Source organism: Natronosporangium hydrolyticum (assembly GCF_016925615.1).
Taxonomy (GTDB): domain Bacteria; phylum Actinomycetota; class Actinomycetes; order Mycobacteriales; family Micromonosporaceae; genus Natronosporangium; species Natronosporangium hydrolyticum.
On sequence record NZ_CP070499.1, the window covers coordinates 3997219 to 4013598 of the forward strand.

14 protein-coding genes are annotated in these 16380 nt (G+C 70.2%); 5 read left to right on the forward strand and 9 right to left on the reverse strand.

Annotation, left to right across the window (positions count from 1 at the left end; all coding sequences use genetic code 11):
• Positions 1–27 precede the first annotated feature (27 nt).
• The 5 genes from JQS43_RS17920 to thyX form a co-directional block, all read right to left on the reverse strand.
• The gene (locus JQS43_RS17920) at positions 28–1677 is read right to left on the reverse strand and encodes a DUF885 domain-containing protein (RefSeq protein WP_239675548.1); all 1650 of its coding nucleotides are present in this window, start codon (positions 1675–1677) and stop codon (positions 28–30) included.
• Between the two features lie 43 nt (positions 1678–1720).
• Complete coding sequence (locus JQS43_RS17925; protein WP_239675549.1) at positions 1721–4216, reverse strand: DNA translocase FtsK; 2496 nt, start codon at positions 4214–4216, stop codon at positions 1721–1723.
• Positions 4217–4524: 308 nt separating this feature from the next.
• Positions 4525–6249 (reverse strand): ribonuclease J, encoded by a 1725-nt coding sequence (locus JQS43_RS17930; RefSeq protein ID WP_239675550.1) that lies wholly within the window; start codon positions 6247–6249, stop codon positions 4525–4527.
• The gene (gene dapA, locus JQS43_RS17935) at positions 6246–7157 is read right to left on the reverse strand and encodes a 4-hydroxy-tetrahydrodipicolinate synthase (RefSeq protein WP_239675551.1); all 912 of its coding nucleotides are present in this window, start codon (positions 7155–7157) and stop codon (positions 6246–6248) included. The genes JQS43_RS17930 and dapA overlap by 4 nt, the downstream gene beginning before the upstream one ends.
• A gap of 11 nt (positions 7158–7168) precedes the next feature.
• Positions 7169–7921, reverse strand: coding sequence for an FAD-dependent thymidylate synthase (gene thyX / locus JQS43_RS17940; protein ID WP_239675552.1), 753 nt, complete (start codon positions 7919–7921; stop codon positions 7169–7171).
• Between the two features lie 180 nt (positions 7922–8101).
• On the opposite strand from thyX, the gene JQS43_RS17945 reads away from it, so the two are divergent.
• Complete coding sequence (locus JQS43_RS17945; protein WP_239675553.1) at positions 8102–8656, forward strand: hypothetical protein; 555 nt, start codon at positions 8102–8104, stop codon at positions 8654–8656.
• Positions 8657–8668: 12 nt separating this feature from the next.
• Entirely contained in the window at positions 8669–9478 is an 810-nt protein-coding gene (locus tag JQS43_RS17950; RefSeq protein WP_239675554.1) for a DUF4097 family beta strand repeat-containing protein, read from the forward strand.
• Between the two features lie 29 nt (positions 9479–9507).
• Here JQS43_RS17950 and JQS43_RS17955 read toward each other — a convergent pair whose 3' ends face one another.
• Entirely contained in the window at positions 9508–10062 is a 555-nt protein-coding gene (locus JQS43_RS17955; protein WP_239675555.1) for a DUF2752 domain-containing protein, read from the reverse strand.
• A gap of 34 nt (positions 10063–10096) precedes the next feature.
• A complete protein-coding gene (locus JQS43_RS17960) occupies positions 10097–11332 on the reverse strand; it encodes a winged helix-turn-helix domain-containing protein (RefSeq protein WP_239675556.1) in 1236 nt (411 codons plus the stop codon).
• A 53-nt stretch (positions 11333–11385) separates the two neighbouring features.
• On the opposite strand from JQS43_RS17960, the gene JQS43_RS17965 reads away from it, so the two are divergent.
• Positions 11386–11976: a GNAT family N-acetyltransferase gene (locus tag JQS43_RS17965; protein ID WP_239675557.1), complete on the forward strand. Its 591-nt coding sequence runs from the start codon at positions 11386–11388 to the stop codon at positions 11974–11976.
• 2 nt (positions 11977–11978) lie between these two features.
• On the opposite strand, the gene dapB is transcribed toward JQS43_RS17965, so the two are convergent.
• The gene (gene dapB / locus JQS43_RS17970; RefSeq protein WP_275580918.1) at positions 11979–12767 is read right to left on the reverse strand and encodes a 4-hydroxy-tetrahydrodipicolinate reductase; all 789 of its coding nucleotides are present in this window, start codon (positions 12765–12767) and stop codon (positions 11979–11981) included.
• A gap of 147 nt (positions 12768–12914) precedes the next feature.
• Complete coding sequence (locus JQS43_RS17975) at positions 12915–13289, reverse strand: hypothetical protein (protein WP_239675558.1); 375 nt, start codon at positions 13287–13289, stop codon at positions 12915–12917.
• 208 nt (positions 13290–13497) lie between these two features.
• On the opposite strand from JQS43_RS17975, the gene JQS43_RS17980 reads away from it, so the two are divergent.
• Positions 13498–14709 (forward strand): ISAs1 family transposase, encoded by a 1212-nt coding sequence (locus JQS43_RS17980; protein ID WP_239675559.1) that lies wholly within the window; start codon positions 13498–13500, stop codon positions 14707–14709.
• Between the two features lie 569 nt (positions 14710–15278).
• Entirely contained in the window at positions 15279–16373 is a 1095-nt protein-coding gene (locus JQS43_RS17985; RefSeq protein ID WP_338037191.1) for an IS630 family transposase, read from the forward strand.
• Positions 16374–16380: the final 7 nt, after the last annotated feature.

The window sequence follows — 16380 nt, forward strand, 5'->3', positions numbered from 1 at the left end:
GGGAAGGCGCGTCCAGCGGGTCGGCGGTCAGTCGCTCGCCGCCCGCAGCGCATCCGTGAGCGTGGCCAGCCCCACCGGCCCCAGCGCCAACGCCTGGGTATGCCACCGTTTCAGGTCGAACGCCCCACCCAGCCGGGAGCGGGCCTCCGCCCGGGCCGCCAGCCACGCCCGCTCGCCCAGCTTGTACGAGCTCGCCTGCCCCGGCCAGCCGCAGTACCGGACCACCTCCGGATGCAGCCGGTGCGGTGCGATCCGACCCCGGTCCCGCAGCACCTCGGTTGCGGTCTCGAAGCTCCACCGGTCACCGTGCCGCTTCGCCTCCGCCGGCGGCAGCGGCAAGTCCAGGTGCAGGCCGATATCGATCACCACTCGGGCCGCCCGCAGCGCCGAGGCCTTCAGCATCCCCAGACGCTGCCCGGGCGTGGCGTACCAGCCGAGTTCGTCGGCCAACCGCTCGGCGTAGAGCGCCCAGCCCTCGCTGTGCGCGCTCACCCGGGACACCCGGGCGAACCGCGACAACCCGGCCGCGGCCACCAGCACGTGCCCGAGCTGCAGATGGTGCCCGGGTACGCCCTCATGGAAGACCGTGGTCAGCTCCGCCCAGACCCCGAACCGTTCCCGACCCGCCACCGGCCACCAGGTCCGCCCCGGCCGACTCAGATCCTCGCTCGGCGGGGTGTACGACGCCGAACCCGCGGCGGAATTCTCCTGGGTCACCACCTCGACCCGGCGCAGCGGCGCGGCGATGTCGAAGTGGACGCCGTCGAGCGCGGCGATCGCCTGATCGTGACGCTCCTGCAGCCAACCCCGGTACGCGTCGAGCCCCACCACGAACTCGGTGGCGTCCAGGTGGGCGATCGCCTCGGCGATGGTGGCGCCCGGCCGGACCCGCTGCGCCTCAGCCGCCAGCTCAGCCTCCAACCGGTGCAGCTCCTGCCAGGCCCACTCGTACGCCTCGCGGAGATCGATGTCGGCGCCGAGGGAGAGCCGGCTGTTGATGGCGTACCGTTCCGGGCCCACCGCGTCCGTCGCACCGGCCCGCGGCGCGTACTCCTGCCGCAGCCAGGCAGCCGTCTCCGCGAACCCGGCGTGCGCCGCCCGCGCCCCGGCCGCCAGCTCGGCGTGGCACGGCCCGTCGCCGTACCCGGCCACCACCGAGTCGAAGGTCTTGGTGTCGGCGTACCGCTCGGCCTGGGCGGCGGCAGCGACCGCCTGCCGGCGCGCCGCGAGCAGCCCCTGGCTGGCCCCGGCCGCGAGCGACTCCCGCCAGCCGGCGAGCATCCGCGGCATCGCGTCCAGCCGGGCAGCGACCGCCCGCCACTGCTCCTCGCTGTCCCGGGGCATCAGGTCGATGCTGGTTCGAAGCGTCTGCAACATCCCGAACGGGGCCCGCAGCAGCCGCAACGGCTCCCCGCTGTCGTGCCAGGCGACCTCGGCCTCGAGCCGCTCCCGCAGATGGTCGGCGGCGACCCGGTCGGCGGAGTCGGCCGGGCTCAGCTGCCCGAGCTGGCGCAGCGTGTCCCGGGCCTGGTCGGCCCGGGCAGCGTAGCCCTCCGGGCGGTAGTCGGTCTCGGCCGCGATCTCGCCGGCGACGCCACGGAAAGTGGCGGCGACCGGGTCCAGCGCGCAGGATCGCTGCACGTGCTGATCGCACAGTTGAAAGATCGGGGAAGGCATTTAGCTAGGCTAACAATAGCCGCCGCGCCGGCGCGGCCCGCGCTCAGTCGCCGCCCAGCGACTCCAGCACCTCGGGTAGCTCATCCGGCTTGATCAGCACCTCCCGAGCCTTCGAACCCTCCGACGGACCCACCACCCCACGGGTCTCCATCAGGTCCATCAACCGCCCGGCTTTGGCGAACCCGACCCGCAGCTTGCGCTGCAGCATCGAGGTGGAGCCGAACTGCGAGGTCACGACTAGCTCCACCGCCTGGCGTAGCAGCTGCAGATCGTCCCCGATGTCGTCGTCGATCTGCTTCTGCTTCTCCGGTGGCGGCGCCGTCACCTCCTCCCGGAACTCCGGCTCCCGCTGCTGCTTGCAGTGCGCCACGACGTCGGCGATCTCCGCCTCGGTCACCCAGGCACCCTGCAGCCGCTGCGGTTTCGACGCCCCCATCGGCAGGAACAGCCCGTCGCCCCGGCCGAGTAGCTTCTCCGCCCCCGGCTGATCGAGGATCACCCGAGAGTCGGCGAGCGAGGAGGTGGCGAACGCCAACCGGGACGGCACGTTGGCCTTGATCAGACCGGTGACCACGTCCACCGACGGCCGTTGGGTCGCCAGCACCAGATGGATGCCGGCGGCCCGGGCCAGCTGCGTGATCCGCACCACCGAGTCCTCCACGTCCCGCGGCGCCACCATCATCAGGTCGGCCAACTCATCGACGATCACCAGCAGGTACGGGTGGGGTCGGATCTCGCGTTCGCTGCCCGGTGGGGCCTTCACCTCGCCGGCCCGGACCTTCCGGTTGAACTCGTCCACATGCCGCACCCCGGCGGCGGCGAGGTCGTCGTAGCGCATATCCATCTCGCGCACCACCCAGTCCAGCGCGTCCGCCGCCTTCTTAGGGTTGGTGACGATCGGGTGGACTAGGTGAGGGACCCCCTCATAGCTGGTGAGCTCCACCCGCTTCGGGTCGATCAGCAGCAGCCGCACCATGTCCGGGGTGGCGCGCATCAGGATCGACGAGAGCAACGAGTTCAGGCAGCTCGATTTGCCGGCGCCGGTGGCGCCCGCGATCAGAATGTGCGGCATCTTCGCGAGGTTCGCCACCACATAGCCGCCCTCGATGTCCTTACCGAGCCCGACCACCATCGGATGATGGTCGGCGGTCGCCACCCGGGAACGCAGCACGTCGCCGAGCGACACCGTCTCCGGGTCGGCGTTGGGGATCTCCACCCCCACCGCGCTCTTGCCCGGGATCGGGCTGAGAATCCGGATATCAGGTGACTTGACGGCGTAGGCGATGTTGCGGGACAGCTGGGTGATCCGCTCTACCTTGATCCCTGAGCCGAGCTCCACTTCGTACCGGGTGACCGTGGGGCCGCGGGTGAAACCGGTGACCGCGGCGTCGATGTTGAACTGCTCGAAGACGTTCTGCAGCGCCTCGATCACCTGGTCATTGACCTTGCTGCGGCTCTTGCCCGCCGCCCCTGGGCGCAGCAGATTCGATGGCGGCAGCGTGTAGTCACCGCCCAACCCGGTCAGCGCCGGCTGTTCGGCCCGGCTCGGCGCCGGAGTGTGCACCGGCGCCGGCCGAGCCGGCGCCTCCGCCGCGGGCTCAGCGCCCCGCCGGCCGGCGGCGCCCCGGCGACCCGACCCGGCCGCTGCCTTGCCACCCGCGGCCGGCGCCTCCGTCGCCTCGTCGGCCGCCGCCTCACCGTCGCCGGCGCCCTCATCGCCATCGATCGCCGGAGTGAGGTCTTTGGCGTAGACGCCCTGCCGGCGCCGGGACGCGCCGCGCCGCCCGGCCGGCGACTCGCTCTCGGCCGCGGACTCGTCCTCCTCCGACTCCGCCTCACCAGCTGGGCGGCCAAGCAGGAAGTCACGGATGCCGGCGAGCCGGGCGGGCACCCGGGCGATCGGGGTGGCGGTCACCACCAGCAGCCCGAAGAAGGCCAACAACAACAGCATCGGAGTGGCGACCCAGGCCGTCACCGCCTGCGACAACAACCCGCCGAGCCCGCCGAGGAGCCCGCCGGCCCACTCTCGTTCGGTCAGCGTCTCCGGCCGCCACATCAGGTCGAGCAGCCCGGTCACCGACACCGCCAGGGCGGTCCAGCCGACCAACGCGCGACCCTTGTGTCGACCAGTGGCGGGTGCCCGCATCAGCTTGACGCTGGTCCCCAGCAGCACCAGCGGCAGCAGCGTGGCGACCGCACCCACCGCCCGCCGCACCACCGTCGCCACGAAGTCGCCCGCCGGGCCCGCAAGGTCGAACCAGACCGCCATCGCCAGCAGGATCGCCACACTGAGCACCAACAAGCCCGCCCCGTCGCGCCGGTGCTCCGGCTCGATCTCTTTGGCGGTGGCGGCCTGCCGGCCGATCGCCCGCACCACCCAGCCAACCCCGCCGGCCAGCCCGAACCACGGCGCCGCAACCCCGCCACGACGCGGCTTCGGCGCAGACTTTGGCGCAGACTTTGGGGCCGGAGCTGACTTTTTGGGACGCGCCGGGGTGGTACGACGCCGAGTGGTCGACTTGGAGGTACGGGGCGCCATAATGACACGTTAACCCCTGGCCGCGACGTTTCCACGCCCATCCACCCCGTGTCGCCAGCCCCGGGCCGCCAACCCTGCCGAAACGGACGCCTGGCACCTAACCCGAGGCCGGAAGTGTGTCGGCGACGTCGTAGACCGGCCAGCCGTCGGCGCCCCGGCGTACGGTGCTGGAGAGCCGGTGCGGCTGCCGGCGGCCTACCTCCAGCAGGTGGGTCACGGTCGCCCCGCGCAGCGTCGCGGCGTCGGCGATCAGCCGGCGATGGGCCGGGCGCCGTGCCCGACAGTCGACAATCGTGGTGAGCCCTCGGTCAGACCTCCACCACGATCGGGATGATCATCGGTCGGCGGCGGTAGGTCTCGTTCACCCACCGTCCCACCGTACGACGGACGATCTGCTGCAGCTGGTGCGGATCGGTCACACCGTCCTCGGCCGCCCGGTTCAACGCCTCGGTGATCAGCGGCAACACCGCGTCGGAGATCGCCGGATCCTCGGAGAACCCCTTGCCCGAGACCGTGGGGCCGCCCACCACCTTGCCGGTCACCGAGTCGACCACCACCGTGGCCGAGATGAATCCACCGTCGCCCAGGATCCGCCGCTCGGTGAGCAGGCTCTCGCCGACATCGCCGACGGCCAGCCCGTCCACGTAGACGTACCGGCTCTTGACGTGACCGACCAGAGCGGCCTCACCCTGATGCAGGTCCACCACGTCGCCGTCCTCGGCCAGGATGATCCGTCGGGGGTCCAGCCCCGACTCCACCCCGAGCTGGGCATGGGCCCGCAGGTGACGCCACTCTCCATGCACCGGTAGCAGGTTCCGCGGCCGGACCACGTTCAGCAGGTACAGCAGCTCACCCGCGGGGGCGTGGCCGCTGACGTGCACCTTCGCCACATCCTTGTGGATCACGGTGGCGCCGGAACGGGCCAGTCCGTTGATCACCCGGTAGACCGCGGTCTCGTTGCCGGGCACCAACGAACTCGCGAGCACCACGGTGTCGCCGGCTTCGATCGTGATGTGCCGGTGGTCGCCGGTGGCCATCCGACCCAGCGCGCTCATCGGCTCGCCCTGCGAACCGGTGCTCATCAGCACCACTTCGTTCGCCGGCAGCTCAGTAGCGGTGTCCATGCTGATGACCAGATCACCGGGGATCCGCAGCAGCCCGAGGTCGCGGGCGATCCCCATGTTGCGCACCATCGACCGGCCCACCAGGGCGACCTTGCGGCCGTGCTCCTGTGCCGAATCCAACACCTGCTGGACCCGGTGGACGTGGGAGGCGAAGCTCGCCACGATGATCCGACCCTGCGCCTTGGCGAAGATCGCGTCGAGCACCGGGCCGATCTCCCGCTCGGAGGTCACAAACCCCGGGAACTCGGCGTTGGTGGAGTCCGACAGCAGCAGGTCGACCCCCTCGCTGCCGAGCCGGGCGAACCCGGCCAGGTCGGTGATCCGGCCATCCAGCGGCAGCTGATCCATCTTGAAATCGCCGGTGTGCAGGACCAGCCCGGCCTCGGTGCGGATCGCCACCGCCAGCGCGTCCGGGATGGAGTGGTTCACCGCGAAGAACTCGCACTCGAACGGCCCCATCCGCTCCCGCTGGCCCGCCGTGACGGTCAACGTGTACGGCTCGAGCCGGCGCTCGGCGAGCTTCGCCTCGACCAGCGCCAACGTGAACTGGGAGCCGACCAGCGGGATGTCGGGCTTGTGGGCCAACAGGTACGGCACGGCGCCGATGTGGTCCTCGTGCCCGTGGGTGAGCACGATCGCCTCGACATCGTCGAGCCGGTCCAGGATCGGGGCGAAGTCGGGCAGGATCAGATCCACCCCGGGCTGTTCCGTATCGGGGAACAAAACTCCACAATCGACGATCAGCAGTCGGCCGTCGTACTCGAAGACGGTCATGTTGCGCCCGATGGCCCCGAGGCCACCCAGCGGAATCACCCGGAGGGCCTGCTGCGCCAACGGTGGTGGCGGGCCCAGGTCGGCGCGCGAGGCCCGGATCGGCGCGGCGGCGACCGCCTCCAGCGGCGCGGTCATGCCGCTCCCGCGGGCAGCGGCAACCCGGCGTCGACGCAGTCGGCGCGCAGCTGCGCCAGCTCCGCCTCGGTGGCGTCGACCAACGGTGGCCGGACCGGGCCGGCCGGCAGCCCGAGCGCGGACATCGCGGCCTTGACCAGGATCGTGCCCTGGGTCCGGAAGATCCCGGTGAACAGCGGCAACAGTTGGTGATGTAGCCGGCGAGCCTCGGCCACCTCCCCCCGCTCGTACGCTTCGATCAGCTGCTTGGTGCCGACCCCGGTGAGGTGGCTAGAGGTGCCCACCACCCCGACCCCACCGATCGAGAGCATCGGCAGCGTGAGCGCGTCCTCGCCGGAGTAGTACGCCAGCTCGGTCCGCCGGAGCACCCAGGCGGTCGCGGCCAGGTCCCCCTTGGCGTCCTTCACCCCGACCACCCGCTCGTGTTCGGCCACCCGGCACAGCGTTTCGGTGCTGATCGGTACGCCGGAGCGGTGAGGGATGTCGTAGAGCAGGATCGGCAGGCCGGCGGCGTCGGCGACGGCGGTGAAGTGGCGCACCAGCCCCGGCTGCGGCGGCTTGTTGTAGTAGGGGGTCACCACCAGCAGCCCGTGCGCGCCGGCCTTCTCCGCCTGGTGCGCGAGTTCGATGGTGTGGCGGGTGTCGTTGGTGCCCACCCCAGCGACCACCCGCGCCCGGTCCCCGACCGCTTCGACCACCGCCCGCAGCAGATTTTCCTTCTCGGCGTCGGTGGTGGTGGGCGATTCGCCGGTGGTCCCGTTGATCACGAGCGCGTCGTTGGCCTGCTCATCCACCAGGTAGGTGGCGAGCCGGGCGGCGCCGTCGAGATCGAGCGCGCCCTCCGACGTGAACGGGGTCACCATCGCGGTGAGCAGGCGACCAAACGGCCGCGATGTGTCCTGCGTCATAAACCTAAACCCTAACTCTCCCAAGTAAGCGGGCTGGCGGCGATCTCAGATCCGTCGGCCAACGTGGAGATGGTGAAGTCCCCGAACACGTTCGGCGCAACCCGCTGCAACTCCCGCAGGCAGGCCACGGCGACGGCGCGGATCTCCAGGTCGGCGTGCTCGGTGGCCCGGATGGTGATGAAGTGCCGCCAGGCCCGGTAATTGCCGGTGACCACGATCCGGGTTTCGGTGGCGTTGGGCAGCACCGCCCGAGCTGCCTGCCGCGCCTGTTTGCGTCGCAGCGTGGCGCTGGGCGCGTCGGCGAACTTCTGCTCCAGCGCGCTGAGTAGTTCCTGGTATGCGCGCTGGCTCGCCTCGGTCGCCTCGTTGAACCGCTTCTGCAGCTCCGGGTCGTCGGCGATCGCCGGCGGCGCCACCATCGCCGCGTCATGCTCCGGGACGTAGCGCTGCGACAGCTGCGAGTAGGAGAAGTGCCGGTGTCGGATCAGCTCGTGAGTGAGCGACCGGGACACACCGGTGAGGTAGAACGTGACCGAGCCGTGCTCCAGCACCGAGAGGTGGCCCACCTCCAGAATGTGCCGCAGGTATCCGGCGTTGCTGGCGGTGGCCGGGTTCGGCTTGCTCCAGGATTGGTAGCAGGCCCGACCAGCGAACTCCGCCAGCGCCTGGCCGCCGTCGGCGTCGGTCTGCCACTCGACCTCCTCGGGCGGATCGAAGTGGGTCCAGGCGATCAGCTTCACCTGCGGCGACACGGTCTGCGGCACAGATTGCTCCTCTCCTCGCAGCGACAATATCCCGGGCCGCGGGGACGATACCCGGCCCACACGCCCTTCTCATCACCGAGGATGCCGGGGGCAGACTCGACCGTGGCCGCATCAGCTGGACGCCGCGAAGGCATCAAGCTGGGGCTTGCATGACGCCATCGATAGTGTCATGATGACGTCATGGATTTGTCGCCGTATCTGGAAGGTCTCCGCCGCGACCTCTCGGCCGCCGCCGCGACCGGCAGCGAGGAGGTGCAACGGGCAGCCGAGCTGCTCGGCGGCTCCCTGACACCAGCGGCTCGACTATGCCTCATGGAGGCGCTCGCGGACGCCGCCGACGAGGTCACGAGCAAGCTCAGCACCGCCACCGTCGAGGTCCGGCTCCACGGCCGCGATGCCGATCTGGTGGTCACGGAGCTACCGCCGGAAGCACCGGAGCCGGCGCCGCCGACCGCGCCACCCACCCCCGAAGAACCTGCCGCGACCGCCGAGCCCTCGGGCGAGGTGGCACGGATCACGCTACGCCTGCCGGAGAACCTCAAGGAATCGGTCGAGCGCGTCGCCAGCCGCGACGGCATCTCGGTCAACGCCTGGCTGGTCCGGGCGATCACCGCGGCGGTCGCAAGCCCGCCCGGATTCCCCGGTCCTCCCACTCCGCCGACGCCACCCAACCCGCCGTTTCCCCCCGGACGAGCCAGCTTCGGCCGCCGGGTCACCGGCTACGCCCAAGCCTGACGAGGAGGAGCCATGCCCGAATACCCCAGCCCACACCCGATCACCGTCGATGCCCGCCTAGCGAGCGGCGCGTTGACCGTCACCGCGGAAGAGCGCGAGACCACCGTCGTGGCGGTTGAACCGTACGACGACAGCGACGCCTCCCGCCAGGCCGCCGACGAAACCCAGGTCGAGTTCCACGGCGACACGCTCACCATCGTCGCGCCGGACTCCCGGGGTTTCGCCATCCGTTGGCGCAGCCCGAAACTCCGCGTCACGATCAAAGCCCCCACCGGCAGCGAGGGCCGATTCAAGCTCGCCGCCACCGACCTGACCTGCCGGGGCGAGTGGCGGGAACTCTACGTCGGCACCGCAACCGGCAACGCCGACATCGAGCAGGTGACGAACGGCCTGACCATCAACACCGCCAGCGGCGACCTACGCGTCGGCCACGTCGGCGGGCAGCTGACCGTGCACAGCGCCTCCGGCGATGTCTCCGCCCGGACCACCGGCGGGCCGGTCGAGGTGAAGACCGCCAGCGGCGATGTCTATATCGAAACCGCAGAGTCCGATGTGGTCGTCAAGAGCGCCTCTGGCGACACCCGGGTCGCCGCCGCTCGGCAGGGCACGTTGCGTACCACCGCGGTCTCGGGTGATGTCTCCATCGGCGTGGTGTCGGGCACCGGGGTGTGGCTCGACCTCAACAGCCTCTCCGGTAACACCCGCAGCGACCTCAGTATGAACGGCGAGCAGAGCGAGCCGACCGGCCACGAACTCACCATCCAGGCCCGCGCGGTCAGCGGCGACATCATGGTCCACCGGGTCACCCCGGCGGTGCCCTGACGACCGCTCCGACCGACGAGCGCCGACGGCTAAACGTAGAACCAGGTGAACGGGGAGATCGGCAGATTGCGCAGCACCGTGAAGACGCCCGCCGCGCCCAGGAACGCTCCGATCATCCACGGCGATGGGCGCAGCTGCGGCAACCGCCAGCGGAAGACCTTGTTGCCGGCCCAGGCGAGGTAGGCGTAGAAGAGGAACGGGACCGCAAACACGAAGATCAGATGGTGGCGGGCCGCCGCCGGCAGATCGGCCTGCACCAGATAGAAGAAGGCCCGGGTGCCGCCGCAGCCCGGGCAGGCGAAACCCGTGGTCATCTTCACCAGGCAGGTGGTCTCGTCGCCGGCCCCGTCGATCGGCTCCCGCGCCAGCACATAGCCGACCGCACCAGCGAAGCAGACCAGAATCGCGGCCGGCGCCAGCCAGGTCGGGGATTTGTCCCACATCCGCAGCAACAGCCGGGCGAAGCGGCCCGGCGGCGGCTGCGCATAGGTCATCTGCCGCGCCCCCCACTGCGGCTCGGGCGGAGGGTGCGCATCATGCGCATGCGGCACCTGGTGCAGCTGAGAATCTGGCGGGTGGGTCACCGGACCACCTTCACGACCATGCTGTACGGGAACGTCACCTCTCACCGTACCGAACGTCCGCTCGTAGGGCGGCGGCGAGCGGCCCGCTCAAGTCTCCCCGCTCGGGCGCCGCGACCTGTGGCAGTCCCAGCCAGTCGGCGAGCCGCCGCAGCTCGGTGGCGAGCGCGGCGGCCGTCTCCGGCGGGGCAGCCGGCTCCCGCCACGCCGCCGGCACCCGCAACACCCCGGCGCGCCGGTCCGCCTTCAGGTCCACCCGGGCGACCAGCTCCTCGCCGAGCCGAAACGGCAGCACGTAGTAGCCGTACACCCGCTTCGGGGCCGGCACGTAGATCTCCAGCCGGAAGTGGAAGCCGAACAGCCGTTCGACCCGCTCCCGCTGCCACAGCAGCGGGTCGAACGGGCCCACCAGGCTCGCCCCACCCACCTGGCGAGGCAACCGGGCGTCCCGGTGCCGCCAGGCGTGCCGGCGCCACCCGGCCACCGAGACCGGAATCAGCTCACCCGCCTCGACCAGCTCGTCGATCGCCTGCTGGAACCCCGCCACCGGCAGCCGGAAGTAGTCGCGCAGCTCCGGCGCCGCGGCTACCCCCAGGGCCGCCGCCGCCAGGCTGACCAGCCGCCGCTTCGCGTCCGCCGGCGCCAAGGTGGGAGCGGCCGACACCGCCGCCGGCAACACCCGCTCGGGCAGGTCATAGACCCGTGCCCAGGAGCCGTTGCGACGGGCTGCGGTCACCTCCCCCGACCAGAACAGCCACTCCAGCGCGGTCTTCGTCTCCGACCAGTTCCACCCCCAGTGGTCGGTCCGCTGGCGGGGCAGGTCCGCTTCGATCTCGGCGGCGGTCACCGGGCCCCGGTCAGCGACCTCGCTGCGGACCCACCGGACCAGCTCCGGCTGCTCGACGGCGACCCGGCGCATCCCACCCCAAGCGGTCTGGTGGGCCTGCGCCATCCGCCACCGCAGCGCCGGGTGCAGCTCCACCGGCAGCAGCGACGCCTCGTGCCCCCAATACTCGAAGAGCATCCGCGGGGCCCGGTAGGAGGCGCGGTCCAGCAGCTCTGTCGAATACGCCCCGAGCCGGCTGAAGGCCGGCAAGTAGTGGGCACGCTGCAGCACGTTGATCGAATCGAGCTGTAGCAGGCCGACCCGGTCGAAGAGCCGGCGCAGGTGCCGACGGCCGGGGGTGGTCCGGGGCGGCGGATCGGCGAACCCCTGGGCGGCCAACGCCACCCGCCGGGCCGCCGACAGCGAGAGACTCTCCGGTACGGTCATCGCCGGCAGGCTAGCTGACGCCACCGACACCCCACTGCCGTAGCCTGGGGGCTGTGGCCCTGGGGTATGTCCGGCCCGCCGTACCGGCGGAGGCCGGCGAGATCGTCGAGATCCAGCTGACAACGTGGCGCGTCGCGTACCGGCGGCTCCTGCCCGCCAGCATCCTCGACGAGTTGGATCGGGAGTTCCTGACCGAGCGGTGGCGCAGTGCGATCGAGTCGCCGCCGACCTCGCGGCACCGGGTGTTGCTCGCGGTGGAGCAGGGCGGCCAGACTCAGACGGTCGGGTTCCTCGCCGCCGGCCCGGCCGACGAGGAGGCGGCCGCCCCAGACGAGCCGACCCCGCCCGACCCGACCACGACTGTTGCGATCACCGACCTGCTGGTCAGTCCACGGTGGGGTCGGCGCGGCCACGGCAGCCGGCTACTCTCGGCCGGGGTGACCCACTGGCGCGACGACGGCTTCCAGACCGCGGTGGCGTGGGCGTTCGAAGAGGATCCGGCGACCCGCCGCTTTCTCATCTCGGCGGGCTGGGAGCCCGACGGCCTCCGCCGCACCCTCGACGTCGATGACCTGCTCGTCCCGCAGCTGCGCCTGCACACCAGCCTGGCGCCGGAACAACCCGAGCCCGACGGGCCGGGTTGAGGTCAGGAGTCGAGCAGCGGACCCAGCCCGATGGTCAGGCCCGGCCGCTGCACCACCGACCGCACCGCCAGCAGCACACCCGGCATGAAGGAACCGCGATCGTACGAGTCGTGCCGGATCGTCAACGTCTCACCGTGGGTGCCGAAGAGCACCTCCTGATGGGCGACGAGCCCCCGGGCGCGGACCGAGTGGACCCGCACCCCCGCCACCTCGGCGCCCCGGGCACCGGCCTGCTCGCTGGTGGTGGCGTCGGGCATCGGCCCCACCCCTGCCGCAGCCCGCGCCTGCGCGACCACTTCGGCGGTGCGCAGTGCGGTGCCGCTCGGAGCGTCCACTTTGTCAGGATGGTGTTGCTCGATGATCTCGACCGAGTCGAAGAGTCGACTGGCCCGAGCGGCGAACTCCATCATCAACACCGCGCCGATCGCGAAGTTGGGGGCGATCACCACCCCCACCTCGGGCTTGTGCTCCAGCCAGGAGCGCACCCGGCTCAGCCGCTGCTCGGTGAAGCCGCTGGTCCCCACCACCACGCTGATCCCCTGGTCGATGCACCAGTGCAGGTTGTCCATCACCACGTCGGGCGTGGTGAAGTCGACCACCACCTGCGCACCGGCGTCGGAGGCGTTGAAGAGCCAGTCACCTTGGTCGATCATCGCAACCAGGTCGAGGTCGGCGGCGGCGTCCACGGCACGGCACACCTCGGTGCCCATCCGCCCCCGGGCACCGAGCACACCGACCCGGACCGGCTCGGCCGTCTCGTCCTGGTCCGACGATTCGCGGAGTTCCGTCACGGGTTCAACCTATCCCATCCCGCTGGGGCGGGTCGGACCCCTCGGCCCGGTTGGCGGGCCCACCGGAAGCCGGCCGCCCGGCCCTTCCCAATGCAACCTCGCGGACGCCGAGCTACAGAGCGTGGCCTGCGCTGACCGAGTGCTTCCCTACACCGCGGCCGAAGAGCCGTTGATTGGTCGACTCAGCAGAGACCCCTGCTCGCTGGCGAGGGCGGTCTGAGTTCCGAGTTGTGCCGCGGAGTCGACGTCCCCATTATCGACCGTGTTCGCCGCCGAGGTGGTCCCCACCCCAAGCGCCACCACCTCTTCAGCGATAACCTGAATCTTCGGTTGCCACTGCGCCGCGTAGTCCCCGAACGCCCGCGCCAGCCGGCTGTTCACGACCTGCTCGGTGGTAACGTCGAACTGGCTGCGGGTGCGATTGCCCCAGGAACGCCAAGCTCCGGTGGTCGCCGCTGTGCTGCGACCTGCCTGCCCGACCGCATCCGGATCGACTGTGATGAACTCTTGCGCAGCTTCCATGTCCGGCCTCCTGCTAATCGACCTCGACTGACTCCGCGCGAACCGGATTTCCACACTGGTCGAATCGCAGGGCCGTTGCGTAGTCGTTGATTGGGCGGGCTGACCTGGGCTGATGTGGACGGCTGGTGCGCTTGGGGCAGGTGCGGTCCGCGCGGTGATCATGGAGTTGCTGAAGCCCTCACGACTCCCAGAAGGACCGCACCTGCTGATGTCATCTTCGCTGATCGACGCTGTCCGCCCCCACCTGCCCACTGACCTGGACACTCCCGATTGTCTCGACGCCGACGTGCAGCGGGACCTGCTGTACGCCCTGGCCGAGGTTCCCGACCCACGGCAGCGCCGCGGGGTTCGCTACCGGCTGGCCAGCCTGCTGGCGGTGGCAGTCTGTGCGGTGCTGGCCGGAGCGTCCACGTTCGCCGCGATCGCGGACTGGGCTGCTGATCTGGATCCACCGGCCAGGCGCCGGTTGGGGTTGCTGGGGCGGATACCGGCCGGTAGTACGGTGTGGCGCTTCCTGGTCCGGGTGGATGCGACAGTGTTGCAGGCGGTACTGACCGGCTGGCTACGCCGCCGCATGCCGACTCGGCCTGCCGAACCAGGTCGCAGAGCTCGGGCGGTGATCGCGGTCGACGGCAAACTGCTACGCGGTGCCCGGCTACCCGCCGGTCGGCAGGTGCACCTGCTGGCGGCCTACGAGGTCGCCACCGGCATCGTGCTGGCCCAGGTCGCCGTCGAGGCGAAGTCGAACGAGAATCCGGCGTTCGCTCCGTTGCTGGATCAGGGCCAGGCACGGCTGGGCTCGCTTGCCGGCACGATCATCGTTGCCGACGCGCTGCACGCCCAGGTGGGCCACGCCCACACGGTGGCCGCCCACGGTGGGTATCTGATGGTCACGGTGAAGGCCAACCGGCCCACACTGCTGGAGCAACTACGTACGCTGCCGTGGGCGCAGGTGCCGGTCGGGCACCGCACCCGCAGCCGCGCTCACGGCCGCCGCGAGACCCGCACCGTCAAGGCGGTCACCGTGGCCACGCCGGATGGGTTGCAGTTCCCGCATGCGGCCCAGGCGGTGCGGATCACCCGCACACGCACCCTCGGCGGCAAGACGACTCGCCAGACGGCCTACCTGGTGGTCAGCCTGCCCGCCGCAGACGCCCAGCCAGCTGACCTTGCCGACTGGTCCCGCCGCGCCTGGCACATCGAAAACCGTCTTCATTGGGTGAGGGACGTGACCTTCGGCGAGGATGCTCACCAGGCACGTACCGGCAACGGCCCCGCCGTGGCTGCGGTGCTACGCAACACCGCCATCGGCTTCCACCGCAGCAACGGCGAGCCCAACATCGCCCGCGCCACCAGACGAGCCAGCCGACGTCCCCACGACCTCATCGACGCCGTGACCAGCAGAACGAGAACGCAATAGCCCTGGGTCGAATCGGCGGAAAAACTCCGTGCCGGATCGGTAGATAATGCCCCGGATCACGGCACCCTCCCCCGTTTCGAGGTAACCCAACCACGCCTCAAGTTGTTCCCCGGACCAGCCCGCTGGATCAAGAGGGTCACCGGTCTCCGCGTCGAGAAGCTCCGGTGGCAGGTCCAAATCCGCATGATCGATCAGGAGGTCCCGTGCCAGTTGTGCACTGATCCCTCGCCCGGTATATCGGATCTCGCGTACCAACTCCTGCTGCTCACGGTCGCATCCCGACAAGCTGTCCTCCTGGCCAGCATTGGCAGAAACTACCGCGCTCCCGTACCCCACCGCGAGCCCGACAGTGAGCGCGGTTACTACCACCCATGCTCGGAAGCGACGTCTCGTCGACTTCCGCTTAGCCGCCTGACGGATGACGTGCTCTGAATCGACGTCCACAAAACTACCGCCTTCTGCTCCACTGACCCGCGATCACACTCATTTGCTAGTGTCTCGTGATCCTGTTAGCGTTATCTTGATGTGTCGTTGACTCGGTTGTGATGTCGGTGGTCGATGCTGGTGGGGTGGAGTTGACGCAGGAACAGACAGCCGAGCTTCGGGCTGTGATCAACAGCCGGGACGTGTCCGGAGCGGTCGCGACCCGGGCTCGGATCGTGTTGTGGATGGCCGAGGGAAGAAGGCGCAAGGACGTGGCGGCGTTGGCTGGCGTGTCGCTGCCTACTGTGGATCGCTGGGTGGGTCGGTACGAGGCCGAAGGGCTGGCGGGTCTGGAGGAGCAAAAGCGGGGCGGGCCCAGGCAACAGGTGCCCGCCCGGGTACGTGCCCGGATCCTGGCGCTGAGCCGTACCAGTCCACCGGCCGAAACCGGGCTGTCGCACTGGTCGAGTCGTCAGATGGCCGGCTACATCAGGCGGACTGAGGGTGTGCCGGTGTCCTGGCACTACGTGGCCCGGCTGTGGCGTGAGCATGACCTCAAGCCGCACCTGCAGGGCACGTTCAAGCTGTCGAAGGATCCACGGTTCGCCGAGAAGGTCGCCGACGTGGTCGGGCTGTATCTGGACCCGCCGGCCGGAGCGGTCGTCCTGTCGATCGACGAGAAGACGCAGGTCCAGGCGCTCGACCGTACCCAGCCGATGCTGCCGATCGACTTCGGGCTGACCGAGAAACGCACCCACGACTACGTCCGGCACGGCACCACGAACCTGTTCGCCGCACTCGATGTCGGCACGGGGCAGGTGACCGCCGGCTGCTACCCGCGCCGCACCGGCGAGGCGTTCCTGGCGTTCCTGCGCAAGGCGGTCAAGCCGCACGCTGGCAAGCAGATCCACGTCGTGCTGGACAACCTGTCCACCCACACCACCCCCGAGGTGAAGGCATGGCTGGAGCGCAACCCGAACGTCACCCTGCACTTCACCCCGGTCGGATCGAGTTGGATCAACCAGATCGAGACCTGGTTCGGGCTCATCACCAGGCAGGCCATCCGGCGGGGCACGTTCACCTCGGTCAACGCCCTGATCGCCCGTATCCGCGCCTACGTCGAACACTGGAACACCGACGCCAAGCCGTTCGTATGGACCGCCACCGCCGGCCAGATCCTCGCCAAGGTCCGCTGGACCGAGACCAACGTCAAGCAACTCGTAGCGGACAACTCAAAGTAACGCAAAC